This is a genomic window from Pseudonocardia sp. GCM10023141 (assembly GCF_042653605.1).
Window position 1 is genome coordinate 55,320 of the sequence record NZ_JBHSIR010000062.1, and the last position, 24,582, is coordinate 79,901.

General features: G+C 70.6%; 23 protein-coding genes. 12 read left to right on the forward strand and 11 right to left on the reverse strand.

From position 1 onward, the window contains the following. Nucleotide 1 precedes the first annotated feature (1 nt). Entirely contained in the window at nt 2–1,024 is a 1,023-nt protein-coding gene (locus tag ACFPFQ_RS34955; RefSeq protein ID WP_379626667.1) for a VOC family protein, read from the reverse strand. Between the two features lie 238 nt (nt 1,025–1,262). Here ACFPFQ_RS34955 and ACFPFQ_RS34960 point away from each other — a divergent pair, with 238 nt between their 5' ends. Genes ACFPFQ_RS34960 through ACFPFQ_RS34980 form a run of 5 tightly spaced genes read left to right on the forward strand, consistent with a single transcriptional unit; the run spans nt 1,263 to nt 5,784 of the window. After that, nucleotides 1,263–2,138: an acetaldehyde dehydrogenase (acetylating) gene (locus ACFPFQ_RS34960; protein WP_379626669.1), complete on the forward strand. Its 876-nt coding sequence runs from the start codon at nt 1,263–1,265 to the stop codon at nt 2,136–2,138. Beyond that, nucleotides 2,135–3,172, forward strand: a complete 1,038-nt coding sequence (dmpG, locus tag ACFPFQ_RS34965; protein WP_379626671.1) for a 4-hydroxy-2-oxovalerate aldolase — start codon at nt 2,135–2,137, stop codon at nt 3,170–3,172. Before ACFPFQ_RS34960 ends, dmpG begins: the two co-directional genes overlap by 4 nt. After that, nucleotides 3,169–4,623, forward strand: coding sequence for an aldehyde dehydrogenase (locus ACFPFQ_RS34970; RefSeq protein ID WP_379626673.1), 1,455 nt, complete (start codon nt 3,169–3,171; stop codon nt 4,621–4,623). The genes dmpG and ACFPFQ_RS34970 overlap by 4 nt, the downstream gene beginning before the upstream one ends. After that, nucleotides 4,620–5,366, forward strand: a complete 747-nt coding sequence (locus tag ACFPFQ_RS34975; protein ID WP_379626675.1) for an SDR family NAD(P)-dependent oxidoreductase — start codon at nt 4,620–4,622, stop codon at nt 5,364–5,366. Before ACFPFQ_RS34970 ends, ACFPFQ_RS34975 begins: the two co-directional genes overlap by 4 nt. 1 nt (nt 5,367) lies before the next feature. Continuing rightward, entirely contained in the window at nt 5,368–5,784 is a 417-nt protein-coding gene (locus ACFPFQ_RS34980) for a tautomerase family protein (protein WP_379626677.1), read from the forward strand. 360 nt (nt 5,785–6,144) lie between these two features. On the opposite strand, the gene ACFPFQ_RS34985 is transcribed toward ACFPFQ_RS34980, so the two are convergent. The 6 genes from ACFPFQ_RS34985 to ACFPFQ_RS35010 form a co-directional block, all read right to left on the reverse strand. Then, complete coding sequence (locus tag ACFPFQ_RS34985; protein WP_379626679.1) at nt 6,145–6,600, reverse strand: RbsD/FucU family protein; 456 nt, start codon at nt 6,598–6,600, stop codon at nt 6,145–6,147. A 76-nt stretch (nt 6,601–6,676) separates the two neighbouring features. Further along, on the reverse strand, nt 6,677–7,696 hold the full coding sequence (locus tag ACFPFQ_RS34990) for a zinc-dependent alcohol dehydrogenase family protein (RefSeq protein WP_379626681.1): 1,020 nt from the start codon (nt 7,694–7,696) through the stop codon (nt 6,677–6,679). Nucleotides 7,697–7,726: 30 nt separating this feature from the next. Continuing rightward, complete coding sequence (locus ACFPFQ_RS34995) at nt 7,727–9,160, reverse strand: sugar ABC transporter permease (protein WP_379626683.1); 1,434 nt, start codon at nt 9,158–9,160, stop codon at nt 7,727–7,729. A 14-nt stretch (nt 9,161–9,174) separates the two neighbouring features. Next, nucleotides 9,175–9,957, reverse strand: a complete 783-nt coding sequence (locus ACFPFQ_RS35000) for an ATP-binding cassette domain-containing protein (RefSeq protein WP_379626685.1) — start codon at nt 9,955–9,957, stop codon at nt 9,175–9,177. Between the two features lie 23 nt (nt 9,958–9,980). Next, the gene (locus ACFPFQ_RS35005; RefSeq protein ID WP_379626771.1) at nt 9,981–11,135 is read right to left on the reverse strand and encodes a sugar ABC transporter substrate-binding protein; all 1,155 of its coding nucleotides are present in this window, start codon (nt 11,133–11,135) and stop codon (nt 9,981–9,983) included. Between the two features lie 85 nt (nt 11,136–11,220). Further along, nucleotides 11,221–12,132, reverse strand: a complete 912-nt coding sequence (locus tag ACFPFQ_RS35010; protein ID WP_379626687.1) for an ROK family protein — start codon at nt 12,130–12,132, stop codon at nt 11,221–11,223. Nucleotides 12,133–12,303: 171 nt separating this feature from the next. On the opposite strand from ACFPFQ_RS35010, the gene ACFPFQ_RS35015 reads away from it, so the two are divergent. The 5 genes from ACFPFQ_RS35015 (at nt 12,304) to ACFPFQ_RS35035 (ending at nt 16,199) form a co-directional block, all read left to right on the forward strand. Then, entirely contained in the window at nt 12,304–13,344 is a 1,041-nt protein-coding gene (locus ACFPFQ_RS35015; protein WP_379626689.1) for a Gfo/Idh/MocA family protein, read from the forward strand. Next, on the forward strand, nt 13,341–14,195 hold the full coding sequence (locus tag ACFPFQ_RS35020; protein ID WP_379626691.1) for a sugar phosphate isomerase/epimerase family protein: 855 nt from the start codon (nt 13,341–13,343) through the stop codon (nt 14,193–14,195). The genes ACFPFQ_RS35015 and ACFPFQ_RS35020 overlap by 4 nt, the downstream gene beginning before the upstream one ends. Before the next feature lie 65 nt (nt 14,196–14,260). Next, complete coding sequence (locus ACFPFQ_RS35025; RefSeq protein ID WP_379626693.1) at nt 14,261–15,016, forward strand: alpha/beta fold hydrolase; 756 nt, start codon at nt 14,261–14,263, stop codon at nt 15,014–15,016. 21 nt (nt 15,017–15,037) lie between these two features. Beyond that, nucleotides 15,038–15,808 (forward strand): DeoR/GlpR family DNA-binding transcription regulator, encoded by a 771-nt coding sequence (locus ACFPFQ_RS35030; RefSeq protein ID WP_379626694.1) that lies wholly within the window; start codon nt 15,038–15,040, stop codon nt 15,806–15,808. Nucleotides 15,809–16,070: 262 nt separating this feature from the next. Beyond that, complete coding sequence (locus tag ACFPFQ_RS35035; RefSeq protein ID WP_379626696.1) at nt 16,071–16,199, forward strand: hypothetical protein; 129 nt, start codon at nt 16,071–16,073, stop codon at nt 16,197–16,199. A gap of 17 nt (nt 16,200–16,216) precedes the next feature. On the opposite strand, the gene ACFPFQ_RS35040 is transcribed toward ACFPFQ_RS35035, so the two are convergent. The 3 genes from ACFPFQ_RS35040 to ACFPFQ_RS35050 form a co-directional block, all read right to left on the reverse strand. Beyond that, complete coding sequence (locus ACFPFQ_RS35040) at nt 16,217–16,747, reverse strand: DoxX family protein (protein WP_379626698.1); 531 nt, start codon at nt 16,745–16,747, stop codon at nt 16,217–16,219. A 39-nt stretch (nt 16,748–16,786) separates the two neighbouring features. Beyond that, nucleotides 16,787–17,179, reverse strand: coding sequence for a YciI family protein (locus ACFPFQ_RS35045; RefSeq protein ID WP_379626700.1), 393 nt, complete (start codon nt 17,177–17,179; stop codon nt 16,787–16,789). 151 nt (nt 17,180–17,330) lie between these two features. Continuing rightward, entirely contained in the window at nt 17,331–20,354 is a 3,024-nt protein-coding gene (locus ACFPFQ_RS35050; RefSeq protein WP_379626702.1) for a BTAD domain-containing putative transcriptional regulator, read from the reverse strand. 156 nt (nt 20,355–20,510) lie between these two features. Here ACFPFQ_RS35050 and ACFPFQ_RS35055 point away from each other — a divergent pair, with 156 nt between their 5' ends. Together ACFPFQ_RS35055 and ACFPFQ_RS35060 are read left to right on the forward strand one after the other, a co-directional pair. After that, on the forward strand, nt 20,511–20,993 hold the full coding sequence (locus ACFPFQ_RS35055; protein ID WP_379626704.1) for a flavin reductase family protein: 483 nt from the start codon (nt 20,511–20,513) through the stop codon (nt 20,991–20,993). 2 nt (nt 20,994–20,995) lie between these two features. Beyond that, nucleotides 20,996–22,960, forward strand: coding sequence for a LuxR C-terminal-related transcriptional regulator (locus ACFPFQ_RS35060; protein ID WP_379626706.1), 1,965 nt, complete (start codon nt 20,996–20,998; stop codon nt 22,958–22,960). A 10-nt stretch (nt 22,961–22,970) separates the two neighbouring features. Here ACFPFQ_RS35060 and ACFPFQ_RS35065 read toward each other — a convergent pair whose 3' ends face one another. Continuing rightward, the gene (locus ACFPFQ_RS35065) at nt 22,971–24,506 is read right to left on the reverse strand and encodes a 4-hydroxyphenylacetate 3-hydroxylase N-terminal domain-containing protein (RefSeq protein ID WP_379626708.1); all 1,536 of its coding nucleotides are present in this window, start codon (nt 24,504–24,506) and stop codon (nt 22,971–22,973) included. Between the last annotated feature and the right edge of the window lie 76 nt (nt 24,507–24,582).

Below are 24,582 nucleotides of genomic sequence, written 5' to 3' on the forward strand. Positions count from 1 at the left end.
CTCAGACGGCGGCGGGCGCGGGCTGGGCGGCGGGCGCGCTGAACTGCGCCTCGTGGTCCTCCAGCGACAACGGGCTCGGGGTCCCATAGGTGAAGTAGGTCTCCATGGGCAGCTTCGCCCCGCCGATGGCCAGTGCGGTGTCGAAGTCCGACATCAGCCAGGTCTTGGTCTCGGCATCGGGCTGCAGGTGCAGGTAGCCGGGCTCTCCGAACAGCTCGATGCGGTTGCCACCGGGCTCGAAGACGTAGAGGAACTGCCCCTGGGTGATGCCGTGCCGGTCGGGACCCGACTCGATGCGGATGTCGTGTTCCCGGAACATCTCCGCGGCGTCGGCGTTGTGCTGCTGGTTGCCGTAGTAGAAGGCGACGTGGTGCAGCTTGCCGCGCCCGCCGGTCGCGTCGCGCATGCAGGCGACCTCGTGGCCGAGGATGTTGGCGGTCATCCAGGCACCGATCTCGGTGGCGCCGTCGACGACCCGCTCGGTGGTCTTGAAGCCGAGGTGCCGCTCGAAGGACTCCTTCACCGCGGTGACGTCCGAGGCCATCAGGTTGAGGTGGTCGATGCGTTTGATCGGGATGCCCTGCAACGGCTTCTTCGACGCCCGCGTGAGGATCTTGCTCCTCAGCTCCGGCGGGGCCTGGTAGGTATCGGCCTCCCAGACCAGGGCGAGGTCGTGGCCGTCCGGGCTCTGGTAGGAGAAGGTCTTGCCGAACCCGAACTCGTCCTCCGCCCAGGTGCCCTCGACGTTCCCCGAGCGCAGCGACCCGACCCGACGCTCCAGCGCGTCGGCCGAGGAGGTCCGCAGGGCGGCGTGGCCCATCCCCGCCGTGCGCGACTCGGTGATCTTCAGACTCCACGGGTACGGGTCCTCGTACCCACGCAGGTAGACGGATCCGCCGTCCTGGCCGGTGACGTACATGCCGAGCAGGCGGGTGAAGAAGTCCAGCGTCTCCTGCGGCTTCGGGCTCAGCAGTTCCACCCGGGCGAGGTGGGAGACCTCGTGCGGCGGGCTGATGTCGGTCATCGGTACTCCTGTGTGTCGATGCCGGGAGCGAGGGGTGCCTCGCTCGTGGTGCCCGTCACGGTCAACCCGGTGTCGGTCGCCGACCAGCGCCGTCCGGGCATCCCGGACAGCAGGGGCGCAGGGCCTGCCGTGCTGTCCGGGTCACCCGGACGACCGGGCTCGGCCACCGGTCCGCTTCCTAGCGTCGGTGGCGAGCGCCCCGATGTGTCGTGGAGGGGCCGTCGCGGAGGAGGAACGGATGAGTCGGCTCAAAGCCGCGATCGTCGGGTCCGGGAACATCGGTACGGACCTGATGTACAAGCTGCTCCGCTCGGAGCACGTCGACCCGGTGGCCATGGTCGGGATCGACCCGGGCAGCGAAGGCCTGCGCCGCGCCCGCGCCGAGGGCCTGGACGCCTCCGCGGGCGGGGTCGACTGGCTGCTCGCGCAGCCCGAGCTCCCCCACCTGGTCTTCGAGGCGACCTCGGCCGGGGTCCACGCGGCCGCGGCACCCCGCTACGCGGAGGCGGGAATCACCGCGATCGACCTCACCCCGGCCTCGGTCGGCCCGTACGTGGTGCCCGCAGTGAACCTGCACGAGCACCTGGGGGCGCCGAACCTCAACCTGGTCTCCTGCGCCGGACAGGCCACGATCCCGATCCTCGCCGCGATCAACGAGGCCGCCGACGTGTCGTACGGCGAGATCATCGCCGCCATCGCCTCGAAGAGCGCGGGGCCGGGCACCCGGCAGAACCTGAGCGAGTTCAGCGAGAAGACCGGCCGCGCACTGGCCCAGGTCGCGGGTGCCGACCGCGCCAAGGCCATCTCCGTGATCAACCCGGCCGAGCCGCCGATGAACATGCGCGACACCGTCTACGCCCGGGTCCGGCGGCCCGACGCGGCGCTGGTCGAACGCGCCGTCGTCGACATGGTCGCCCGCGTCCAGGTGTACGTGCCGGGCTACACGCTGCGCCTGGTCGACGTCGAGGGCGACCTGGTCACGGTGATGCTCGAGATCGTCGGAGCGGGCGACTTCCTGCCCACCTACGCCGGGAACCTCGACATCATCACCGCCGCCGCCGTCCGCGTGGCCGACGTCCTCGCCACCCAGACCCTCACCGGAGCCACCTCATGAGCAACCGGATCACCCTGGTCGACACCACCCTGCGAGACGGCATGTCCAGCGTGTCGCACCGGTTCACCGCCCAGAACGTCGCCGCCATCGCCGGTGGCCTGGACCGGGCGGGCATCCCGACGATCGAGGTCGCCCACGGCATCGGGATCGGCGCCTCGTCCATCCAGTACGGCGTCGCGGCCGAGACCGACCCGGACTACGTACGCGCCGCCGTCGGGGCCGTCGAGAACGCCGACATCGCCGTGCTCTACGTCCCCGGCATCGCAACACTCACCGACCTGCAGAACTCGGTCGATGCGGGGATCCGCACCGTCCGCGTCGCGGTGCACTGCACCGAGGCGGACTGCGCGCAGCAGCCGGTCGAGTGGGCGAAGGACGCCGGCCTGACGGTCATGACGTTCCTGATGATGAGCCACAAGCTCGAGCCCGGCGCCCTTGCGGAGCAGGCGCGCAAGCTGGCCTCCTACGGCGCGGACGTCATCTACGTCGTCGACTCCGCCGGTGCGCTCGTCCCGCAGCAAGCGGGCGCCCGGGTGGCAGCGCTGCACGCGGCCGTCTCAGCCGGGATCGGCTTTCACGCGCACAACAACCTGGGCGTCGGGATCGGCAACGCCCTTGCCGCCGCCGAGAACGGCGCCACCTTCATCGACGGGTCCCTGCGCGGTCTGGGGGCCAGCGCCGGAAACGCCCAGACCGAAGTTCTGGCGGCCGCATTCGAACGCGCGGGCTGGGACACCGGTGTGGACCTGTTCCGACTGATCGAGGTCGCCGAGCACGTGGTGGCACCGCTGATGACAGAGCCCCAGATCGTCGACGAGACGGCGTTGGTACTCGGCTATGCGGGCGTCTACTCGACCTTCTTCCACCCCACCAAGCGCGCCGCCGCCAAGTTCGGCGTCCCGACCCGCGACATCCTGCTCGAGCTCGGCAGGCGCGGCGTCATCGGCGGCCAAGAGGACATGATCATCGACGTGGCCTCCGAGCTGGCCGGACGCACCTATCAGACCCCCGTCGCGGCGGGGGTCCCACGATGACCGTCCAGCACCTGATCGGCAAGGAGTGGCGCGACGCCTCCGACGGCGTCGAGTTCGAGTCCCGAGACCCGCACGACGGCTCGCTGCTGGCGACCGTCGCCCGCGGTACCGCCGAGGACGGCCGCGCCGCGATCACCGCCGCCCGCACCGCCTTCGACGACGGTCCATGGCCCACGATGTCACCCAAGGAACGTGCCACGATCCTGCACGCCGTGGCGGACGCCGTCGACGCCCACCGCGACGAGCTGGCGCTGCTGGAGACCCGCGACGGCGGCAAGACGATCACCCAGTCCCAGCACGCCGAGATCCCCCGCGTCGCCCTCAACCTGCGGTTCTTCGCCGACTACGCGGCGATGGCCCCCAACGAGGCGTACCCGGACGGCTCGCTGCTGTCCTACACGCTCTACCCGCCCGCCGGCGTCGTCTCGGCGATCAGCCCGTGGAACGCACCGTTGATGCTCGCGACCTGGAAGATCGCGCCCGCGCTCGCGTTCGGCAACACCGTCGTGCTCAAGCCCGCGCCGCAGACCCCGCTCACCGCGCAGCGCTTCGCCGAGATCGCGCTCGACGCGGGCCTGCCGGAGGGCGTGTTGAATGTCGTACACGGATTCGGGGGCGACGAGGTCGCCGGTCCGCTGACCTCCGACCCGCGCGTCGACCGGATCACCTTCACCGGCTCGTCCGCGACCGGGGTGCACATCCTGGCGGCCGCCGCGGCGAACCACACGCCGGTGTCGGCCGAGCTCGGCGGCAAGTCCGCGAACATCGTGTTCGCCGACGCCGACCTCGACGTCGCCGTCCCCCACGCGATCCGCGCGATCTTCGCGGGGAACGGGCAGGTCTGCCTCGCGGGCTCCCGGCTGCTGGTCCAGAATTCCGTGCGCGACGAGTTCCTGGCCCGCTTCACCGCGCAGGCCCGCGCCCTCGTCGTCGGCGACCCCAAGAACCACGACACGTTCATGGGCCCGCTCATCGAGGCGCGACACCTGGAGAAGGTCCACGGCTACGTCGAGCTCGCGCGGTCCGAGGGCGCTGAGGTCGTCGTGGGCGGCGAGCGGCTCGCCGACGCGGACCACGCCGCGGGCTTCTACTACCCGCCGACCGTGCTGACCGGGCTCACCAACCAGGACCGCACCGCGCGCGAGGAGATCTTCGGCCCGGTCGCGACGGTGCTCGGCTTCGACAACGAGGAGGAGGCGCTCGCCATCGCCAACGACTCGCCCTACGGGCTGGCCGGGATGTTGTTCACCCAGAACCTCGATCGCGCCCACCGAATGGCCGCACGCTGGAGGGCAGGCACGGTGTGGATCAACACCTTCTTCGAGCGTGACCTGCGCCTGCCCTTCGGCGGCGAGGGCATCAGCGGGCTCGGCCGCGAGGGCGGGCAGTACTCCCGCGAGTTCTTCACCGAACCGCGCGCGGTGATGCTGCGACTGCGGTGCGGGTCGTGAGCGGCCAGTGCGTCGTGGTCGGCGCGAGCGGGGCCATGGGCACGGCGATCACCGCCCGGCTCACCGCCGCCGGGTCCACGGTCCTTGCCGTGGGGCGAGACGCCGGGGCCCTGGCCAAGCTGGTCGCGAACAACCCGGGTGTGCGGCCGTGCGTCGCCGACATCGGGGTCGACGACTCGATCGCCACCCTCCGGGACAGCGTCGACGGACCCGTCCGGATGGCCGTGTTCGCCGCGGGACTGCCCGTGCGCGGGTCCGCGGACACCATCGCCCCCGACGACCTCGGGGCCGCGGTGAACCTCAAGGCCGGCGGCCTACTGCGGCTGCTCCACGGCGTCCGGGACAGCCTCGAGCCCGGTTCGCGATTCGTCGCGATCGCCGGGTCCCTCGGCCTGGAGCCCGGCCCCCTGGATGCCGGGCCGGGCACCGCGAACGCAGCGGTGTTCAACCTGATGCGGCAGATCAGCGCCCTGTACGGACCCCGCGGCGTCACGACCCACACCATCGCCCCCGGCCCGGTCGACACCCCGCGCATGGAGTCGATCATCGCCGCGCAGGCGCGGGAGCGCGGCGTCGCCGAGGACGAGGTCCGGGCCGGCTACCTGGCGAAGACCAGCCTCGGCAGGCTGCCGACGCTCGACGAGATCGCCTGGCTCGTGGCGACCCTGCTGCAGCCCGAGGCCGCCGCCCTGCACGGCGGCGTGATCACCGTCGACGGCGGCACGCGGCACGGGGTGCAATGAGATGCCGATCGCACACTTCCATCTCGTCCGAAGCACGTTCACCCCAGACCAGGGTCGCAGGCTGCTGGTCCGGGCCGCCGAGGTCTACGCCGAGGTCCTCGACTCCCCCCTCGAGCGGATCCGGACCTACCTCGCGCCCGTCGAGCCCGGCGCGATGACCGTGGGGGGCACGCTCGTCGCCGACGGAGGCGAGCCCGCGCCGTACTTCACCGCAGTCGTCCTCGAGGGACGGCCTGCCGCACAACGGGCCGAGCTGCTCCGCCGGTTCACCGATCTGCTCGTGGAGATCCTCAATGCCTCCAGGCCCACGGTCCGGGGTCGGATCATCGAGGTGTCCCCGGACGACTGGGGCATCGGCGGCGAGCCTGCCAGCGCGGTGCGAGCGCCGGTCCGGACGGGGACTCCTCCGTCGCGATAGTCCGACGCGTCCTCGTCGTCGAGGAGGGGCTCGCAGCGCGGCCACCCGCTCCGCGTGCGTTGCCCCGCGGGCCGAACATCATCGTGGCCAAGCAGAGCGGGCTCACGGCGACGCCGGTACGGCAATGAGGTGATCTCGACAAGATCATGCTGGTAGCTCGTTCCGAGAGAACGTTTGAGTTGGCGGCCCGATCGGGCGGGCGGACTGGCGCCAGGGCCCGGTGAACGCAGGCGGGGAGCCCCTGGCTGCGCGCCGAACGCCGTGAGCGCAGCACTCGCAAGGACGCAGGGTGCTGACCTGCTGCTACCAGGCAGTGTTCGCCCTGCTCCCGGGTCAGGTCGCCCAGGAGGTGCGACCGACTCATCGACGGTGGTCAGTCCGCGTGTCCGGTGCTGTGACAACTCCCTTGCGGATCACAACGCCGCCGTAGAGTCGCTGTTCCCCGGTCACGACGACGACGTAGCTCGCGCCGGCGCGCTGCTTGAACTCGTTGGGCTCGACCGCCGCGAGGACCCCGTCTGGTGCATGGCTTCGGACGAGTGCAGCGAACTCATCGAAGATGGGCAGCATCATTGCGGGATCGTCGTAGGCAATCATGCGCCACGCACTGGCAGGCTCCTCGGTCTCGACCGGCAGGACGGTGAGCACGGCTTCCAGGACATCCGCGGCTGAGGCACCGTCGAGGCGCACAACGCGGCGATGGTCGGGGTCGCACGGGAAGTTCGCATCAACGATGGCGATGTCGTGGCGGTGTCCCATGGACCGCAATGCGTGTAACAGGTCGGGTGACAGCAGCGGGTGAACACCGATGAGCATGGGTTACCTTTCGGGCGAGCGTCGTCGACGACGCAGCGTGCAGGAGTCGTCGGTCACTGGCGGGCGCAGATCGAGCTCAGGGCTCGATGACGGCTTTGAGACAGGACGAGTCGTGGGCGACCGTGTCGATCGCTCGCCCGTAGTCGCCCAGCCCGAACCGATGGGTCACGAAGCCTTCCGCCCGAACTCGGCCGGTACGCAGCATCCGCACCGCGCGGTCGAACCCGTAGGAACGGGCGAACGAACCGGTGATCGTCAGCTCTCGTCGGAAGACGTCGTACGGACTGATCGGCAGTTGCTGCTTCTCCCCCGCCATGCCGTAGACCAGCATCGTCCCTCCGTTGCGGAGCAGTCCGACGCCGTGTCCCATGGCGTCGACCGAGCCTGTCGCGTCGATGACGACGTCGTAGCCGTCGGGGGCCAATGCGCGCAACGGTGACACCGACGCGGGATCCGGGGTGAGACGGGTCCGGACGGTCTCGTCGGCCCCGTAGCCACGGGCCAGATCGAGCTTGAACGCGGTGGGCGCCGACACGGTCAGCCGGCCGGCTCCACCGCTGCGCAGGACCTGCGTGAGGATCAATCCGGTCGGGCCGGCACCGAGCAGCAGGACGTCGCTACCGGACTGGGGGCCGAGCACGTCGAGCCCGTGAATCGCGCAGGAGAGCGGTTCGGCCAGGACTGCGGTGTCGAGGTCGAGGTCGTCGACCGGGTGACACCGGTCAGCCGGAGTGACCATGAACTGGGCAAAACCTCCGGGGGCGGTCACACCAAAGGCCCGTAGGACACGGCAGTAGGCAGGCTGGGCACGCTGACAGTTGTCGCAGCTGCCGCAGGGCACCATGTTGTCCACCGCGACGGTCTGCCCCGTTGTGAGCCGGGTGACGCCATCACCGAGTGCCATGACCTCACCGACGACCTCGTGGCCCGGAGTAAGCGGGTACACGGGCCCGAACTCGCCGCCGTGCAGGTGGACGTCGGTGCCGCACACGCCGGTGGCGCGCACGGCGATCAGCACCTCACCGGGCGCCGGGTCGGGGTCCGGGACGTCGGCGACGTAGTGGTCGAACGGGTGGTCGTAGCGGATGGCTCTCATCGCACGTCCTTCGTGTCGGGTATCGGATCGTCAGCCCGTGACGGAGCGCCTGCGAGACAGTGCGTCGACGGTGGCGGCGAGCGCCAGTACGAGCCCGGTCACGATGGCGACGGTCGCCGCAGGCTGGTTGAGCAGGCCCAGTCCGTTCTCGACCACTGCCAGCACGAGACCCCCGATGACAGCGTGGACGAGCCTGCCACGCCCGCCGAAGAGCGACGTCCCGCCGATGACCGCAGCTCCGACGGCGAACAGCAGCGTGTTGAGCCCACCCGCTGTGGGGTCGACCGAGCCGACCTTGGACGAGTAGACGATCGCCCCGATCGCCGCGAAGGTGCTCGACACCACGAACACCCCGGCCTTGATCTTGGTGATGTCGATGCCGGCGCGGCGGGCGGCCTCGGCGTTGCCACCGATGGCGTAGACGTAGCGACCGAACCGGGTACGGTCCAGAACGTAGGTGCCGATCGCGAGCAGCACCAGGACGATCGGGACGACGTAGGGAACACCAGCGATCTGCACAGCGGCGTTCGGCGAGCGGTTGGCGGTGAGGCCCACGGTGGCGACTGCTCCGATCACCAGTACTGCGACCACTTTGGCTACCACGACCACGGACGACTGTGCGTGAAGGCCCCTGCGCGCTCGAGACAGGTGCCTTCCGAAGAAGGTCGCCGCGTACAGCACGCCTGCCACGACGAAGAGCACCCAACTGCCTGCAGTCGAGAGGTTGCCACCGGCGACGGCGTTGAGGACAGGTGAGGTGTTGATGCCGAGCACGCCGCCTTGGCCGATCAACCGCAGGATGACGCCCTGCCACATCAGGAAGAAGGCCAACGTGATCACGAACGACGGGATCTTGACCTTGGCGACCATGAAGCCGGTGACCACACCGATCGCCGTACCGACGGTAACCGCGAGCAGAATTTCGATCCACGGGTTCGCCGTGAAGCCGAGGGCGAGAATGCCGATGGGCACAAGGGCGACGATCGCTGCGAACCAGATCCTCATCCAGAGCGCCAGTGCCATGGCGAGGACGTGTACCGCGATGAACACGACGAAGACGGTGTCGCCCATGCCGCCCAGCAGGTTGCCGTCGTTGACGTAGTGCAGGGCCAGCACCGCGGCCGTGACACCTGACGCGGTGCCCGCCGAGATATCGATCTCGGCGGTCAGGAGGACGAACACCAGACCCATCGCGATGATCATGCGGCCCGCACCCTGCGACATGAGGTTCGCGAGGTTGGTCAGCGACAGGAAGACCGGCGAGCTCAGCGCGAAGACGATGACCAACGCGACGAGGCCGAGCACGGCGGGTAGCGCGCCGAGCTGCCCGGAACGCAGTCTGGCGTGGTAGTCGAGCACGGCTTGTCGGGTCGTCTGCTTGGTCGTGTCCCCAGCGAAATCGGCGGCACGCAGCTCGGCCGGCGGCGGGATCTTCCGGGCGTCGGTGGTGGGGGCTTCGGTCATGGCGGCGGCTCTTCTCACAGTCCGGGGATGCTGGCGGCACCAGGCCGGCTCAGGCCGAGATCGCCCGAGCGGCCGGCGGTGATCAGTTCGACGACCTGAGCCTGGGTGACCTCCGCAGTGCGGACCTCCGCGACGAGGCGTCCGAGGTAGAGGACCGCGATGCGGTCCGCCACCTCGAAGACGTCGGCGAGATTGTGGCTGATCAGGACGACGCCGATGCCGCGATCCGCGAGGCTGCGTACCAGCTGGAGGACCTGCCGGGTCTGTGCGACTCCCAGCGCTGCTGTCGGTTCGTCCAGCAGGATGACGGTCGATTCCCACAGCACGGATTTCGCGATCGCCACCGTCTGGCGCTGGCCACCGGACAGGGCCGCGACCGGGAGTCGCACCGAGGAGACCGTGCGCACCGACAATGACGCGAGGGTCTCCCGGGTGGCTGCCTCCATGGTGATCTCGTCCAGCGCCCACCGCGAGCCACGTTCCCGCCCGAGGAACATGTTCTGGACGACGTCCAGGTTGTCGGCGAGCGCCAGGTCCTGGTAGACGACCTCGACACCCAGCACCGAGGCCGCCTTCGGGTCGTTCAGATGCACCGGTTCCCCGCGGAACCGGGCTGTGCCGGAATCCATCGGGTGGATGCCGGCGACACACTTCACCAGTGTGGACTTGCCGGCGCCGTTGTCGCCGACGAGTGCGACAACCTCTCCGCCGTGCACGTCGAAGTCGATGTCGTAGAGGACGTGGACCGGCCCGAAGGCCTTGTTCACCCCGCGCAGCTCGAGCAGTTGCTCGGTCATGGTGGTCTCCCGGAGGGCGTGGATCAGGAAGTGATGCCGAGGCTCCGGCAGACGGTCGCCAGGTCGGTGGTGCACAGCTGAGCAGCCGTCACATAGCCGGCGTCCACGACCTTCTTGACCGAGCTCTTGTCGACCACTTCCGGATCGAGCAGAACCGACTTGATGTTGCGACCCGACTTCGGGTCCACGCTCTGCTGCTTCGCGTACGTATCAGCGCCAGCGGTGTCGCCGACCGCAGCGAGTGCGGCGAGCTTCGCGGCGGCGTCGGCCTCCAACTTGATCGCCTTGAACACGGTCATGCTCTGGTCGCCGCGGAGGATGGACTGCAGGCCGGCGAGTGTCGCGTCCTGCCCGGTCACCGGGACCTTGCCGTTGAGACCGTTCTTCTGCAGCACGGTGATGACCGCGCCTGCCATGCCGTCGTTGGCCGCGACGACGCCGTCGACCTTGCTGCCGTTGGCGGTGAGGATCTGTTCGAAGGTGGTGCCGCCGAGTTGGTTGTTCCAGTCCGGGATGAACTGGTCGCGCACCAGCTTGAGCTGTCCAGACTTGTACAGGGGGTCGAGAACGCTCATCTGGCCCTGGTGGAAGAGGTTGGCGTTGTTCTCGTCCGGAGCGCCCTCGATCTGGATCACCTCAGCCGCGGGCTTGTCCTTCAGCGCGGCGACGAGCGCATTCGCCTGCAGAACCCCGACCTTCACGTTGTCGAACGTGACGTAGTAGTCGGCGCTGCCGCCGGTGTTGAGCCGGTCGTAGTCGATCGTCGGGATGCCGGCCTGCTTGGCCTTCTGCTCGACGGTCGCACCGACCTGGGCGTTCGGAGAAGCGATGATCAACGCCTTGACCCCGGAGGCGATCATGCCGTCGGCGAGGCCTGCGAACTTCTGCACGTCGCCCTGAGCGTTCTGGATATTGGCAGTGAAGCCGGCCCGGCTCAGCGCGTCGGCGAGGAAGGGCTTGTCGAACGCCTCCCAGCGCGCCGATGTCGCGGTCTCGGGGAGGATCACCCCGATCGTGCCCTTGGACTCAGCCGGAGCCGGCGCCGGCCCGGAAGCACTGGAGGAGCCAGCGGAGGCGTTGGCCCCACAGCCGGCGAGCACGAGTACTCCCGCGGCGAGGGCGGCTGCCGACCGGAGCACGCCGACTCGGCTGATGTGTCGCACCGTTGCGTTCGCCATCACAGAACCTTTCCAATTGTTTCGATTTGTTCCGAAGACTGTGGGTTCCGAAGACCACACCATCATGGAGGAGCTGTGTCAACGGTTACTTTCGGAAGGGACCAGCGCCTAGGCGCGCCAGGTCGGCCGCGCCGATGACACCAGCGGCAGCGCCGAGCCACGCTGCCGCCACCTTCACCGGCATCCGAGATGTCGACGGCGCGACGCGGTCCAGCGCCCGTTGCACCCCCGCCACGCAGCGCGGATCGGTCCCCAAACCGCCACCGAGCACGATGCCCGCAATGTCGAAGCAGGCCCCCAACACGGTCAGCCCGTGCGCGAGATGGCCACAGAGCTTCTCGACCACATCCAGCGCGACCGGGTCACCGTCCCCCGCCGCGGCGAGCACGTCCTCGCCATTGAACGGGTCACGCCGCCACCCTCGGTCGCTCGCCTCGGCTACCAGCGCCGACCCGCTCGCGTACTGCTCCCAGCATCCGCTCGCACCGCAGACGCACTGTCTGCCACCGGGAACGAGGAGCAGGTGGCCCAGCTCGCCGCCGAAGCCGCGATCGCCGACATGGAGCCGGCGGTCGAGGACGAGCCCGCCCCCGATCCCCGTGCCGACCGCGACCAGAACGGTGCTCGCCGATCCCGCGCCTGCGCCGAAGCGGTGCTCGGCCCAGGCCGCGGCGTTCCCGTCGTTCTCGACCACGACCTCACGCCCCAGCTCGGCGCGCAGCCGCTCGACCAGCGCAAGATGCGTCCAGCCCAGGTTCGGCGCCGCTACGACGGCACGCGTCGCCGGGTCGATCCCGCCGGGCAACGCGACTCCGACCGTGGCCGCACGGTGGTGCCGCAGGTAGGTGCGGGCGATCGCCACGACCTGCGTCACGGCGCGTTCGCCCGGCCCGGCCAGCGCCTCCCGCCGGAACTCGACGAGACCGCCCGCCGCATCGACGAGCCCACTCGCGATCTTCGTGCCACCGACGTCGATCCCGAGGGTCGGATCACCCATGGGACGGCCGGGGAAGAGGAAGCGACATTTCGGACATGTGAAGACCTCTCGTGTCTGCGGTGAGGGGCGGACACCTTGACAGCTCGACTTTCGAACTGCTTTGGTTTCGAGCGTATCGAACCGATTTCCTCGACAAAACGCAAGCAGTCAGTACACCCCACGGGAGGAACAGTGACCGATCGCGTTCGCGTGGCCCTGGTCGGCTGCGGTCGCATTGCCCAGGTCGCACATCTACCCGCGCTCGAGAAGGCCAACGGGATCGAGCTCGTCGCCGTGTGCGACCCCAGCGAGCACGTCGCCCTGGCGGTCGCGGCGCGGTACGGCATCGACGCCGTCCACATCGAGGCGAAGGAGGTGTTCGCCGATCCGGGCGTCGAGGCCGTTCTCATCGCTGCTCCCGACCGTTTCCACTTCGACCTCGTCGAGGACGCGCTCGAGGCCGGCAAGCACGTGCTGATCGAGAAGCCGATCGCATCGACCGTCGAGCAGGCGGCGCGGCTGGTCGAGATGGTCGCGGCGGCCGGCGTCACGCTCCAGGTCGGCTCCATGAAGCGGCACGACCCTGGTCTGCAGTTCACCCGACGCTTCGTCCGCGAGAAGGTCGGTGAGGTCCGGTCCTTCAACGCCTGGTATCGGATCGGCTCCCTGCGACCCGGGATCGAGGCAACCCTCTTCCCCCGGACCTTCGACGACCCGGCGGCACGGAAAGTGGAGGCCGAGTTCAAGTCCGACCGCGAGCGCTACCTGCTCGCCACCCACGGTTCGCACGTGTTCGACACCGTCCGGTATCTGCTCGGCGAGGTGCGTTCCGTGACGGCCACGCACCGCGGGTTCGGTCGCGATCATGTGTGGAACCTCCTGGTCACCATGGCCTCCGGCGCGATCGGCACTGCCACCATCACCGTCGACGTGCCGGGCGACGGCGCCGAAGGCATCCAGGTGTTCGGTTCGCTGGGGCACTCCACGACCCACACACACTTCCCCTTCTTCCGGCGCGCGTCCGACGTGCTGGCCTATTCGTCGGAGGACGGGCTCACCGTCTCCCCCGTGCCCGACGACACCGACGCCTACGAGCGTCAGGCCGAGGCGTTCGCCAGTGCCGTGCGCGGCGAGGCCTCGCCAGACCCGGACGCGGCCGACGGGCTCGCGGCCGTCCGCCTCATCGATGCCGTCCAGCGGTCGGTGACCTCGGGGAGCGAGGTGGAGCTGTGACCGGCCACGGACTCTCCCCCCGTCTCGGAATCTTCGCTCGTACCTTTCCCCGCGAAACGGCGGCCGAGGTGGCCGCAGCGGTCGGGGCGACGGGGTACGCGCTTGCGCATTGGAACTTCGCGGCCATCGGGCTGCCGACGCTCGCGGTCGATGTCGACGACGCAGAGTTTCACCGGGTTCGAGCTGCTTTCGACGGGGCGGGCATCGCCATCCCCAGCGCCTCCGCCACGTTCAACCTCGCTCACCCCGATGCAGAGCTGCGCGCCCTGCGCCTCGCCGAGGCGGTCAAGCTGATCCGCAGGGTGGGTGTGCTCGGCGTCGAGGTGGTCACGCTCTGCACCGGAACACGCGACACGGAGAACATGTGGCGCGCGCATCCGGGCAATTCGGATCCGGACGCGTGGCGGGACATGCGGGCCGGGCTCGACGTCCTGCTCGCGGCGGCTTCTGGAGCCGGGGTCGTGCTCGGCGTCGAACCGGAACGGGGCAATGTGGTCGCGGACGCCCGCGCGGCTGCCCGGCTGCTCGATGAACTCGGCGATTCCGCACCGATCGGCATCGTTCTCGACCCCGCCAATCTGCTTGTTCCGGAAACGATCCCGTATCAGCAGCGGATACTCACCGAGGCGGTCGATCTACTCGGCCCGCGGGTCGTCGGCGTGCAGGCGAAGGACGTGGTAGCCAGCGGGTATTCCGCCGCTGGGGCTGGGTTGATGGATTATCCGCTGGTGTTCCGGCTGCTCGAGCGACTGGCGGCCGTGCCGCTCGTCGTCCAGGACGCCACCGAAGCAGACGCGGAGCGCGTGCGCCACGACCTGCTGCGCTGGCACGCTGCGGCCGTCGGCCCATGACGTCACCGAACGCACGCCATCGCGTACCACGGCTTGCGCACGTCGTGGCTGGCGACGGCCCGGCGGTGCTGCTGCTGCACGGTCTCGGTGGGGACCGGGAGCAGGCGCTGCGCCTGATTCCGGTTGCGGACCGCCACACTCGCATTGCCGCCGAGATGCCCGGCCACGGTGACACCAGCATCGAGGACGGCGAGCCGATCACCTTCGCGCACTTCGCCGAACTGACCGCAGACCTCCTCGACCACCTCGTTGCAGCCGGGCGCATTCCGTCCGAGCCGATCCCTGTCGTGGGCGTGTCCATGGGCGCCGGCGTAGCGCTGGCGCTGGCCGCCGCGCGCCGCGACCTCGTTCAGCGCCTCGTATTGATCAGGCCATCGTGGTTGGTCCGCACCCCGGCCGCCAACCTGGCGCCGTTCCAGGCCATAGCCGAGCTGTTGCACGAGTTCGAGGCCGAAGCGGCCGAGCGGGCATTCGCAGCCAGCGCCATGTGGGCTGCCATCGAACGCGAGGCGCCGGCGATGGCCGGGTCGCTTCTCGCACAGTTCCGCAGGCCCGAAGCGCGCAAGCGCTCACGGGTGCTTGCTGAGATCCCGCGCAGCCTGCCACTGCCCGACCGGGAGGCGTACCGAGGGATCACAGCCGACACGCTGGTGCTCGTCGCGCCGCAGGACCCTGTTCACCCGCTCGAACTTGGGCTCCGCCTTGCCGAGTACCTGCCGCATGCTCGTGTGGGGCGCCTTCCCCGAAAGCTGCAGGACCCGACCGCGCACGAAGCCGCGCTGCGCCGGGCGGTCCACAGCTACCTCGACGAGCAGACATGACCTCCTGTTACCGTCGCGCCGATGACCGAGGAACAGCCGGTGTTCGCTGAGGAGCGTCGTCAGAGAATCCTGACGATGCTGGACGCGCAGGGCCGGGTTCGGATCGCCGAGCTGGTGACCATGATGGGCGTCTCCGAGCCCACGATCCGCAAGGACCTGACCACTCTCGAGGAACAGAAGCTGCTGCGGCGCACCCACGGGGGCGCCATCGCCGTGCGGCCACATTTCGAGCCGACCATCGATGACCGGTTCGGCCTGCACGGAGATGCGAAGGACCTCATCTCGCGCGCCTGCATGGAGGAGATCGCTGAAGGCGACTCCGTCTATCTGGACGGCGGCACCACCGTGCAGCGCATCGCCGAGCACCTGGAGCAGCAGTCGGTCAATGTGCTCACGAACGCGATCGGTGTCGCGACGACGTTGGCCGAGAAGCCGGGGATTCGACACACCCTCCTGGGTGGATCGCTCCGCCCCTTGGGCGGCACGATCGTCGGCCCCGTCGCGCTCTACACACTCGGCCGGTTCACCGTGAACATCGCCTTCATCAGTGCCAGCGGCTTCACCGCGGAGGGGATCTCTGTCGCGGACGTCGCGGACGCGCAGGTCAAGCAAGCCGTCATCGAACGTGCCCGGCGAGTCATCGTGCCGATCGACAGCAGCAAGTTCGGGGTCAATGACTTCGTCACCGTGTGCGATCTCGGGCCGATCGACACCGTCATCACCGAGCGCGCGAGTGCTGAGATCCAGGCGTTGTGCGCACTGAACAGCATCAAGCTGCGCATCGTCACCTGAGCGACGACCAGGGTCACGCCGGCGGACAGCTTGTCCGCCGACGCTGCGCCACGCTCCTACCAGTGGCGCTATCGCGGATACGGGCCCCCCGCGGCCGACGGGGCGATCGATACGCCTCACGTCAGCGTTATTGCCAGCCCCGCGTCCTGCCTGCCACCGCCACCGATCCTCTCGAGCGACGCGAGTAGCTGCTCCTCGGTCAGTCCGTCCGCTCGAGGACCCACCAGCTGCGACCACCCTCACCCCTCCCTCCGTCGTGAGCATGGACGATGTGCGCCGCCACGAGCGCAGCGTCGCCATCGGCAGCTTCGACGGCCGGCCCCGCATCGTCGGCAGCCGGAGCGCGGTCGGCCGCCCCGGCCAGGAGATGCTGGTGACCTTCCTCGCCTGACCCGGCCGTCGGGTCGGTCAGCCGTCCGTGACCCCGACCCGCGATCGGAGCTGCCGGCGGGTCCGCGCGATCGGAACGGCAGCGACGGCGACCGCGACCAGAACCGCAGTCAGGCCGACCCGAAGGTCGGGGTCGGCCGTGGGCAGCCCGGCGAGCGCGTCGACGGAGTACCGGCCGGGCCCGGTGAAGGCGAGCGCCGCCACCACGATCGCCAGCACGAGCGGGTACTCGCCGCCTCCGCCGGTGTTCCACCGCGAACCGGACTTCATCGTCGTCGCGGCGGCCGCGACGAGCATTGTTCCGGCGCCCACCGCGGAACCCAGCGGCGTCGCGACGCCCAGGACGAGCAGCGCGGCGGCGACGGACTCGCAGAGCGAGGCCAGCACCGCCATCCGCCGTCCGGGACGCTGCCCCAGCGCTTCGAACACGGCCGCGGCCTTGTCGAGCCCGGGACCGTGGAACCAGCCGATCACCTTCTGGGTGGCGTGGGCGAACAGGACGAACCCGACCACCATGCGCACCACCAGCACACCGACGTCCACCGCCATGGCGCTCTCCTTTCCTGGAATTCAGCCGCTCGGGCTGGATCAGACGATCCGGAACTGCGTCGAGGAGAAGGTCAGGCGCACGTCGAACGCGCCTTCGTTGATCTGCCACGGCACGATCCGATAGACGCGCAGGCCCTTTTCGTGCAGCGGATCGCGGTCGACGATCGCGCTGGCCTCCGCCACCGAGGTCGCGCGCAGCACGAGCAGGCCCGATCCCGAGTACCGGTACTCGCCGTCGAGCATCGGACCTGCGAACAGCAGCTCCCCTGAGGCCTCGGCGCCGGCCAGCCACTCCTTGTGGACGCCGAGGTGGGGACGGATGTCCTCCTCCGAGGACACCCCGGCCGCGGGCTCGGTGAAGCAGAGGAAGACGACGAACTGAGCGCCGGAGTGCCGCTCGTCCGGCTTGGCTCCGGCAGTATCCGTGGACATGACATTCTCCTGTCGATCGGTAGGTGATGGAACTGCGACGAATTCGCGAATAGCGCTGATCAATACGCCGGCGATCGAGCAGTGATCAGACCGAACCATTTCTGCCGGCACCTGGTCAAACAGTCTTCACAGCGCATTAACGGGTATCTCCTCAACCGCGCAGCCACGTGACGAGCCGGCGCACCTCGGCGGACGGACCGAGGCCGAGCTCACCCATCGCGGCGGCGTAGCGGCGGAACACGGCGAGCACCGCGTCGTCGTTGCCCGTGGCGTGCGCGACCGAGATGGCCAGCTGCCACGCCTGCTCCCGGTCGGGGTGCTCGCGCAGGACGTCGCCGAGCAGCTGCCTCGCGAGCGCGTAGCGGCTGAGCCGGAACGCGATCCGCGCGGCGTCGACGCGGGCGCCGGACAGCTCCTCGTCGAGCTCGCTCCGCCGCGTGCGGACCCATTCGCTCGCCAGCGTGGCGAGGTAGGGCCCGGGGGAGGTGCGCGCGATCGCGTCCTGCAGCGTCGCCAACCGCTGCTCATCCGGCTGCCGCGCGCCCAGCGCGAGCAGGTCCAGCACGCTCTGCGCCGTGCCGACGACGTGGTCGCCGGGGACCGCGTACACCGCACCGTCCTGGTGTGGCGCGAGGTCGTGCGGCAGCACGGCCCTGAGCTTGAACAGTGCCTGCCGGAGGTAGCTGCGGCCCGCCGCGTCGGTGCGGCCGTCGAAGACCGCGTCGAGGATCTGCTGCCGGGTCGCCCGCTGCCCGCGTGCGCCGATGAGGAAGCACAGGATCTCGACGCTCTTCGTGAGGCCGGGTTGGACGACCGCGCCGTCCACCGTCAGGCACGGCTCCCCGAACTCCTCCACGACCAGCCGCGGTGCGCTGGTCCGCAGCCGGATCACCCCCGGCGAGGCGAGCTGACCGGTGATCTCGTGCCAGCGCGACATCCGCGTCGGCGACGCGTCCGCGGAGCGGGTGGCCACGTCGGGGACGTCGGTGAGGGCCGCGAGCAGCAGGTGCTTCACATCGTGTTCCGCCGACACGTCCAGCGCCAGCTGCGCGGCGGCGTCCGACCGGTGCTCCGCACCCATCCGCCAGTGCGCTTCCGCCAGGTAGGCCGCTGCGGTGGCCAGCTCGAGCTTGCGGTCGCCGCGCTGCATGCTCGTGACGGCCGCCTCCAGTACCTCCTGGGCCTCGGCGTTGCGGTCGCGCAACAGCAGGGACAGCCCGCGCCACATCCCGCCGACCTCGGCGGCGAAGGCGTAGTTCCCCGAGCCCGCCTCCGCTGCGGCGTCGAGTGCCCGGTCGGCCCGCTCCGCGTCGTGGTGCAGCCGGAGCCACAGCTTCGCCTCCAGGAGCAGGCTCAGCACGCGGTAGATCATCGAGCCCGATGCGACGGCGAGGGCACGACCGGCCCGCAACGTCTCCCACGCGTCCGCGCCGCGGCCGAGGTCGAGCATCAGCTCCACGGCGTCGAAAGCGTGCAGCCAGAGCGGCCGGTCCGAGGTCCGGCGCGCCTCGTACATCGCCATGGCCTCGTCCAGCCGCCCGCTCGCCCGCAGGCCGGCCACCACCCAGGGAGCGCCGAGCACTGTGCGCCAGGGATCGGAGGGCACTGGTTCACCGAGACCGGCGACCCGCCCCCGCAGGTAGGTGCACCTGACGAGGATGCCGTCGAGAGGTCCGGCCGGTGGGCCGGCAGCCGCCGGGAGCGCGGGCCCGTCGCCCGTCGCCAGACCCACGAGGACCATCGCGGTGTCCCGTGCCCGTCCCGCGGGCAGCCGGGACGCCAGTGCCGCGGCCTCGTCGACGCGCCCGAGGTGCCAGCGGCACCACGCGGCGAGGACGGTCGCCTCCTCGTGGTCGGGTGCTCCCGGTCCCGGCAACCACCGGTCACCGAACCTGTCGAGGATCTTCCCGGCACGATCGAACCGCTCCAGGGCGAACGCCACGCGCAGGACCGCGGCGCCGGCGCGGGGCGTCGGACACCGGCTCGACGCCCCGACCTCGTCGAGCCAGCGGACCGCCGGCGCGAAGTCCATCCGCGCGACCAGGTCCGGCAACACCTCCGCCGCCCGGTCCCAGGCGTTGTCGACGTCACCGATCTGCAGCAGGGCATCGACCGCTCCCTCGCCCTCGCCCCGCGCGAGCAGGACGTCGGCGAGCCGCCGGTGCAGCAGCACGTGGGTCTCGGGATCCTCCCTGGCCAGGAACTCCCGCAGGAACGCGCGGAACTGGGGGTGCGGGGTCATCCGGGTGCCGTCGTGCGACCACGACACCGGCAGGTGCGTCGCGCGCAGCCGTCCCATGGTCTGCGGCGCGCCTGCCTGCCCCAGTGCCCGCGCGCCCGGCGCCGTGACCTCGTCGAGCAGGCTCGTGTGCAGCAGGAAGGTGCGGTGCGCCGGGGCGAGCGCCCCGAGCACGGTGCCGGTGAGGTAGCCGGCGAGCCGGGTACCCGGCCCGTCGTCGCCGTCGGCCGATCCGAGCAGCACGCCGGTCACCCAACCCCCGGCACGGCGCACCGCCTCGACGGCATCGACGTCGCCGCGGCCCGCCCGCTCGAGCACAGCGGCTGCCTCCTCGACGGTGAAGGCCAGGTCCGCCTCCGTCAGGTTGCCGACCGCGCAGTCGGCAGCCGACTGCGATCGCAGGACCACGTCGGTGGTCGAGATCAGGACGACGCTGAGCCCGTCCGGCAGGTAGCGGGTGAGCCCCTCCAGCACGGCACGGGCGCCGTCGTCCCCGATCACCTGCTCGACGTCGTCGAGGACGATCACGAGCCGGCTGCCGTGCAGGCTCTCCGCCACCAGGCCGGCCGCCTCCCCGACGTGCAGGCCGCTGCGGAGCGCGTCGCCGGCGACCTGGCCCGCCGCGGGCACATGCGGCGCCACAGCCGCCTCCAGATAGGCGAGCAGCCGAGCGGCCGGCTGCTCGGTCCCGTCGAGCGACACCCAGGCCACCGGACGGTCGAGGGTGCGCACCACGTCCGCGACGGCGGTCGACCTGCCCGACCCCGCGGACGCGGACACCGTCACGACGCGGTGCTCCCGGAGGAGCGCACGGAGCGCGTCGGCGACGCGCGGGCGGGGCACCGCCGCCCGCACGCTCGCCGGGATCTCCAGCTTGCGCCGGATGACCGGCCGGTGTCCGAGAACACGCGACCTCGCCGCCACCACCCCGGTCATCGGGACCTCACCACCGCATCCGGGCGCGCGGAAATCACGTGTTCACGCGATGTGACGCCCACCGCTGCCCGGGCATGGTCGTCCGCAGTCAGGACGGACCCAAGGAACCGCGCGGCAGGGGCCGCAGCGGATCCACGACCAGCCCCGGAGGTTGCCGTGACCGCTTCAACCATCGTTGACCAGGCCCGCGCGTTCCGGGCGACGATGTCACGCCTGCCCTCGGGGGTCTCGGTGATCACGACCCGGGCCGGCGACCTCCCGGTGGGCATGACCGCCAGCTCCGTCACGGCGCTGTCGCTCGAACCGCTGCAGCTGCTGGTCTGCGTGAGCAACCGCCTCTTCACGAGGAAGGCCATCGCTGCGCACGGCATGTTCGGGGTCAACGTCCTGGGCGAGGGTTCGCAGGAGCTCGCCCGGCAGTTCGCGGCGAAGGGCGATCGCTTCGCCGGGGTCGCGTACGACGAGGAGGACGGCGTCCCGATGCTCCGCGTGGCGATCGCGAGCGTGCTCTGCGAGGTGGCCACCGAGCTGCCGGGCGGCGACCACACGATCTTCGTCGGCACCGCTCGGCGGTTCGCGCACAGCACCGCGGGTCGTCCCCTGGTCCACTGCTGCGGCGAGTTCGGCCGGATCGCCTGAGCGTGACGCGCGGCCGGGCACCGGTCTCGCCCGGCAGACCAGCGCCGGTCCGGCAGCGGCTGGTCGACCGGCTGCGGGCGTGCCCCGATCCCGTCGTGGTGATCAGCGGGCCGGCCGGTGCCGGCAAGACGACCCTCGTCGAGAGCTGGGCGCGCAGCGAGCAGAACGTCCGGGTCCTGAGCGTGACGCGGCGCCACGACACGGCCGCGGCGCTGCTCGACGGGATCCTCGACGCACTCGGGATCGCGGCCGCCGGGATCGACCCCGACGACGTGCGCAGCTGGCTCGCCGCCATCACCGGCTCGCCGGAGCTCGACACCCCGGACCGCCCGTACTGGCTGGTCCTCGAGGGCGCCGACGCCGTCACCGACCCGGACGCCCAGCTGTTGCTGCGCGAGCTGGTCGAGCACCGGCCGGCGACGCTGCGCCTGCTGGTGACCACCCGCCACCGCAACCCGAGCTGGGTCGTCCGCCGTCGCGCGTGCGGCGGCGCGTCGATCATCGCTGCGGACGAGTTGCGGCTCGATCCGGCCGAGGTGACAGCGCTGCTCGGGGCCGACCTGCCCGAGTACGCCGGCTGGGCATTGGGCGTCGGCCTCACCGCCGAGCTGGGACACGCCGCTGCCCGGGCGGCCGTTCACGACTTCCTCCGCGCCGAGGTCACCGACCGGGTGACGACCGAGGTGCGCCACCTGCTCCACGCCGCGTCGGTCGCCGGTGCGGTCTGCCCGGCGGCGGCCATCCACATCTCGGGCAACCCGGCCGCCGGCAGGCTGCTCACGCAGTTCGCCGACACCACCCAGTTCGCAACCGTCACCGAGGGCCCGCTGTTCACGCTGCACCCGGTCCTCGCCCGGCACCTGCGCGACGAGCTCGCGACCGAGTGGGAGCCGTTCGTCGCGCTCCGGCAGCGGCACGCGGCGTGGCTCGCGGAGCAGGACCGGCTGGACCTGTCGACCCGCGAGTACCTCGCCGTGGGGGACGCCGCGACGGCGTGCAGCTCGCTGCTCGCCCGCTGGCAGCGGGTCGTGCTGTCGGGCCACCCCGAGGTGGTCCGCGCAGCGCTCGACGAGCTGCTCCCGGAGCGGCTGTCCAGCGATCCGCGGCTGTGCGTCGTCTTGGCCATGGTGCACCTCGCTGTGGGGGACGTCCGCGCGTGGCGGCGTTGGGTCGATGTCGCCGAGGCCCACCCCGCCGAGGCTCGGGCGGGCGTGGAGCTGGAGCCGGGCACGCCGGTCGGTGTGGCGGTGGCGGTCTCGCACCGGCTCACCTGCGCGGTGACGTCCGGCACGGTCCCGACCCGCCCGATCGAGCACCCCCTGCGCGGGCTGTGGAGCGCCATCTCCGAGGTCGCCGACGGGCTCGCGCTGCTGTGGTCGGGCGACCACGCGGGCGCGACCCGCCGCTTCCGCCGCGCGGAGACCGCGTCCCGGGTCTCGGGCGATCAGCTCGCGCTCGTCCATGCCCTCTCCGGTCTCGCCCTCGCTGCTGCACTCGACGGCGGCGACGCGCTCCTGCCGGCCGACGAGGCGATCGCTGTGGCCGACCGCCTCTCGCCCGGCTGCCGCTGGGTGGTGGCGAACGCCCACCTCGCGCTGGCGACCGCACACCTGTCCGCCGGTGCCGCTCGTGGCGCGCGCGACGCCGCTGCCGAGGCGCTGGCGGTGCTCGGCGGCTACCCCGACGAGCTGGAGCAGCGGACCCGGGCCCGTGCCCGGGAGATCCTCGGATCCCTCGATACGTCGCCGACACGGCCGCGCGCAGCGCCGGCCGACCTGTCGGTGCGCGAGCGGCGGGTGCTGCGCGCGCTGTGCGGCCCGTTGACCCTGCGGGAGATCGCCGCCGAGCTCTACGTCTCGCACAACACGGTCAAGAGCCAGGTCCGGGCGATCTTCCGCAAGCTGGGTGTCCACGATCGGGCGGGCGCAGTCGCAGCCGCCCGATCGTGGGGCTCGATGCAGCGCTGAGGGGCCTGGGTCAGACCGCCGCCGCGCTGTCCTGCCGGCGCGCGTACTCCGCCTGTGTCAGGTACTCGGTCCGGTCGTTGTCGTTGTCGTCGGCGCGCACCGTCTCGATGCCGCAGATCTGCCGGGCGAGATCGGCGATCGGGCCTGCGGCGGAGAGTTCGGCCCGCCGCATGGTGAACGTGCGGATCGTCAGCAGCGGGGTGCCGTTGAAGTTCTCGAACGTCGCCATGCGGTCGCCCCAGTCCGACTGGAACAGGTCGCGGATGACCCTGCTGATCTTCAGTCGGTCGTAGGGCCGGCCGACCGGACCCGTGTGCAGGGCTTCGAGCCACGGCCGCAGCTGCGGCTGCTGCCACTGGCCCTCGGTCGGGAACACCAGCGCGGCCCGGCCGGCGAGATCGACCAGCTCCGCGCTCAGCCGCGCGATGTTCTCGAGGTAGTAGGCGCGGCCGAAGTCGAACATCAGCACGTTGGGCTTGTAGGTCCCGCCCGGGGTCAGGAAACCCTCGTCCTCGCAGCCGACCAGGTGCGCCTTCAGCGTCTGATGGAAACCGGCGAACTGGGAGACCCGCGCCGCCACCGGTGGCAGCTGACCGACGCCGGTGTGCTCGGTGATCAGCAGCGCGAGCCCGAGCATCAGCTCCGCGCGGACCATCTCCCGCACGAGACCCTGGTAGTGGACCCAGTCGAACACCCGCTGGGGGTAGTACGACGCGTGCGCCGGGTTGCCGAGGTGGAACACCCGGTTCCACGGGATGAAGACCTCTTCGAAGATGACCGTCGTGTCGAGCTCGTCGCCCTGCGACGCCATCGGGTGCTCAACGGTCTCCCCGTCGCGCACGTTGCTCTCGCGCGAGACCATCGTGACGCCGGGGGCGTTCGCCGGCACCGCCGCGAAGATGATCTGCTCCTGCGGGATGCCGGGCCGGAAGAACACCCCGACGTTGAGCACGTCGCAGAACACGGCGCCGGTGGCGATGGCCTTGACCCCCGTCACGACGATGCCGTCGTCCGATCGCGAGACCACGCGCAGCGCCGGGGACTCCGCCTGCGCGGACTCGCGGGAGCGGTCGGTCTGCGGATCGACGAAGGCGATGGCGGCGTTGAGGTCGCCCGCGCGCATCTCCTCGAAGAAATCGAGGATGCCAGCGGTCAGGTCGCGCCCGTCGGTGCCGATGGACTGATCGCTCCACGGTGCGGGGTCGTCGACGTAGGTGCGCAGCACGGAGTTGTTGACATCAGGGGATCGCGGCGCCGAGCCGGCACCGAGCAGCCGGACGACGGTCTCGTGGTAGTGCCGCTTGCGCTTGAGGCCGGCCTTGTCGGTGTTCTTGAACCACATCATCGAGCGGCGGACGCCGTCGTCGTCGACGAAGGTCATCACGTCCTCGAGGTCGAGACGGTGGTGCAGGTCGTAGAAGTCCGCGGTCAGCTGGGCGAAGGCGCGCGTCTTGGGGTGGGTCGCGACGTTGTCGACGAGCTCGTCACCGACCCACACGCGGCGGCCGTCGTCGAGCGCTTCCAGGTACTGCTTGCCAGTTCGCATGGGGCGTCCTTGCCTGTCGGGCTCTCGGGTCGCCGGGAGTGTCATCGCGGTCGGGGTGAGATCCCCGCCGGTCGCG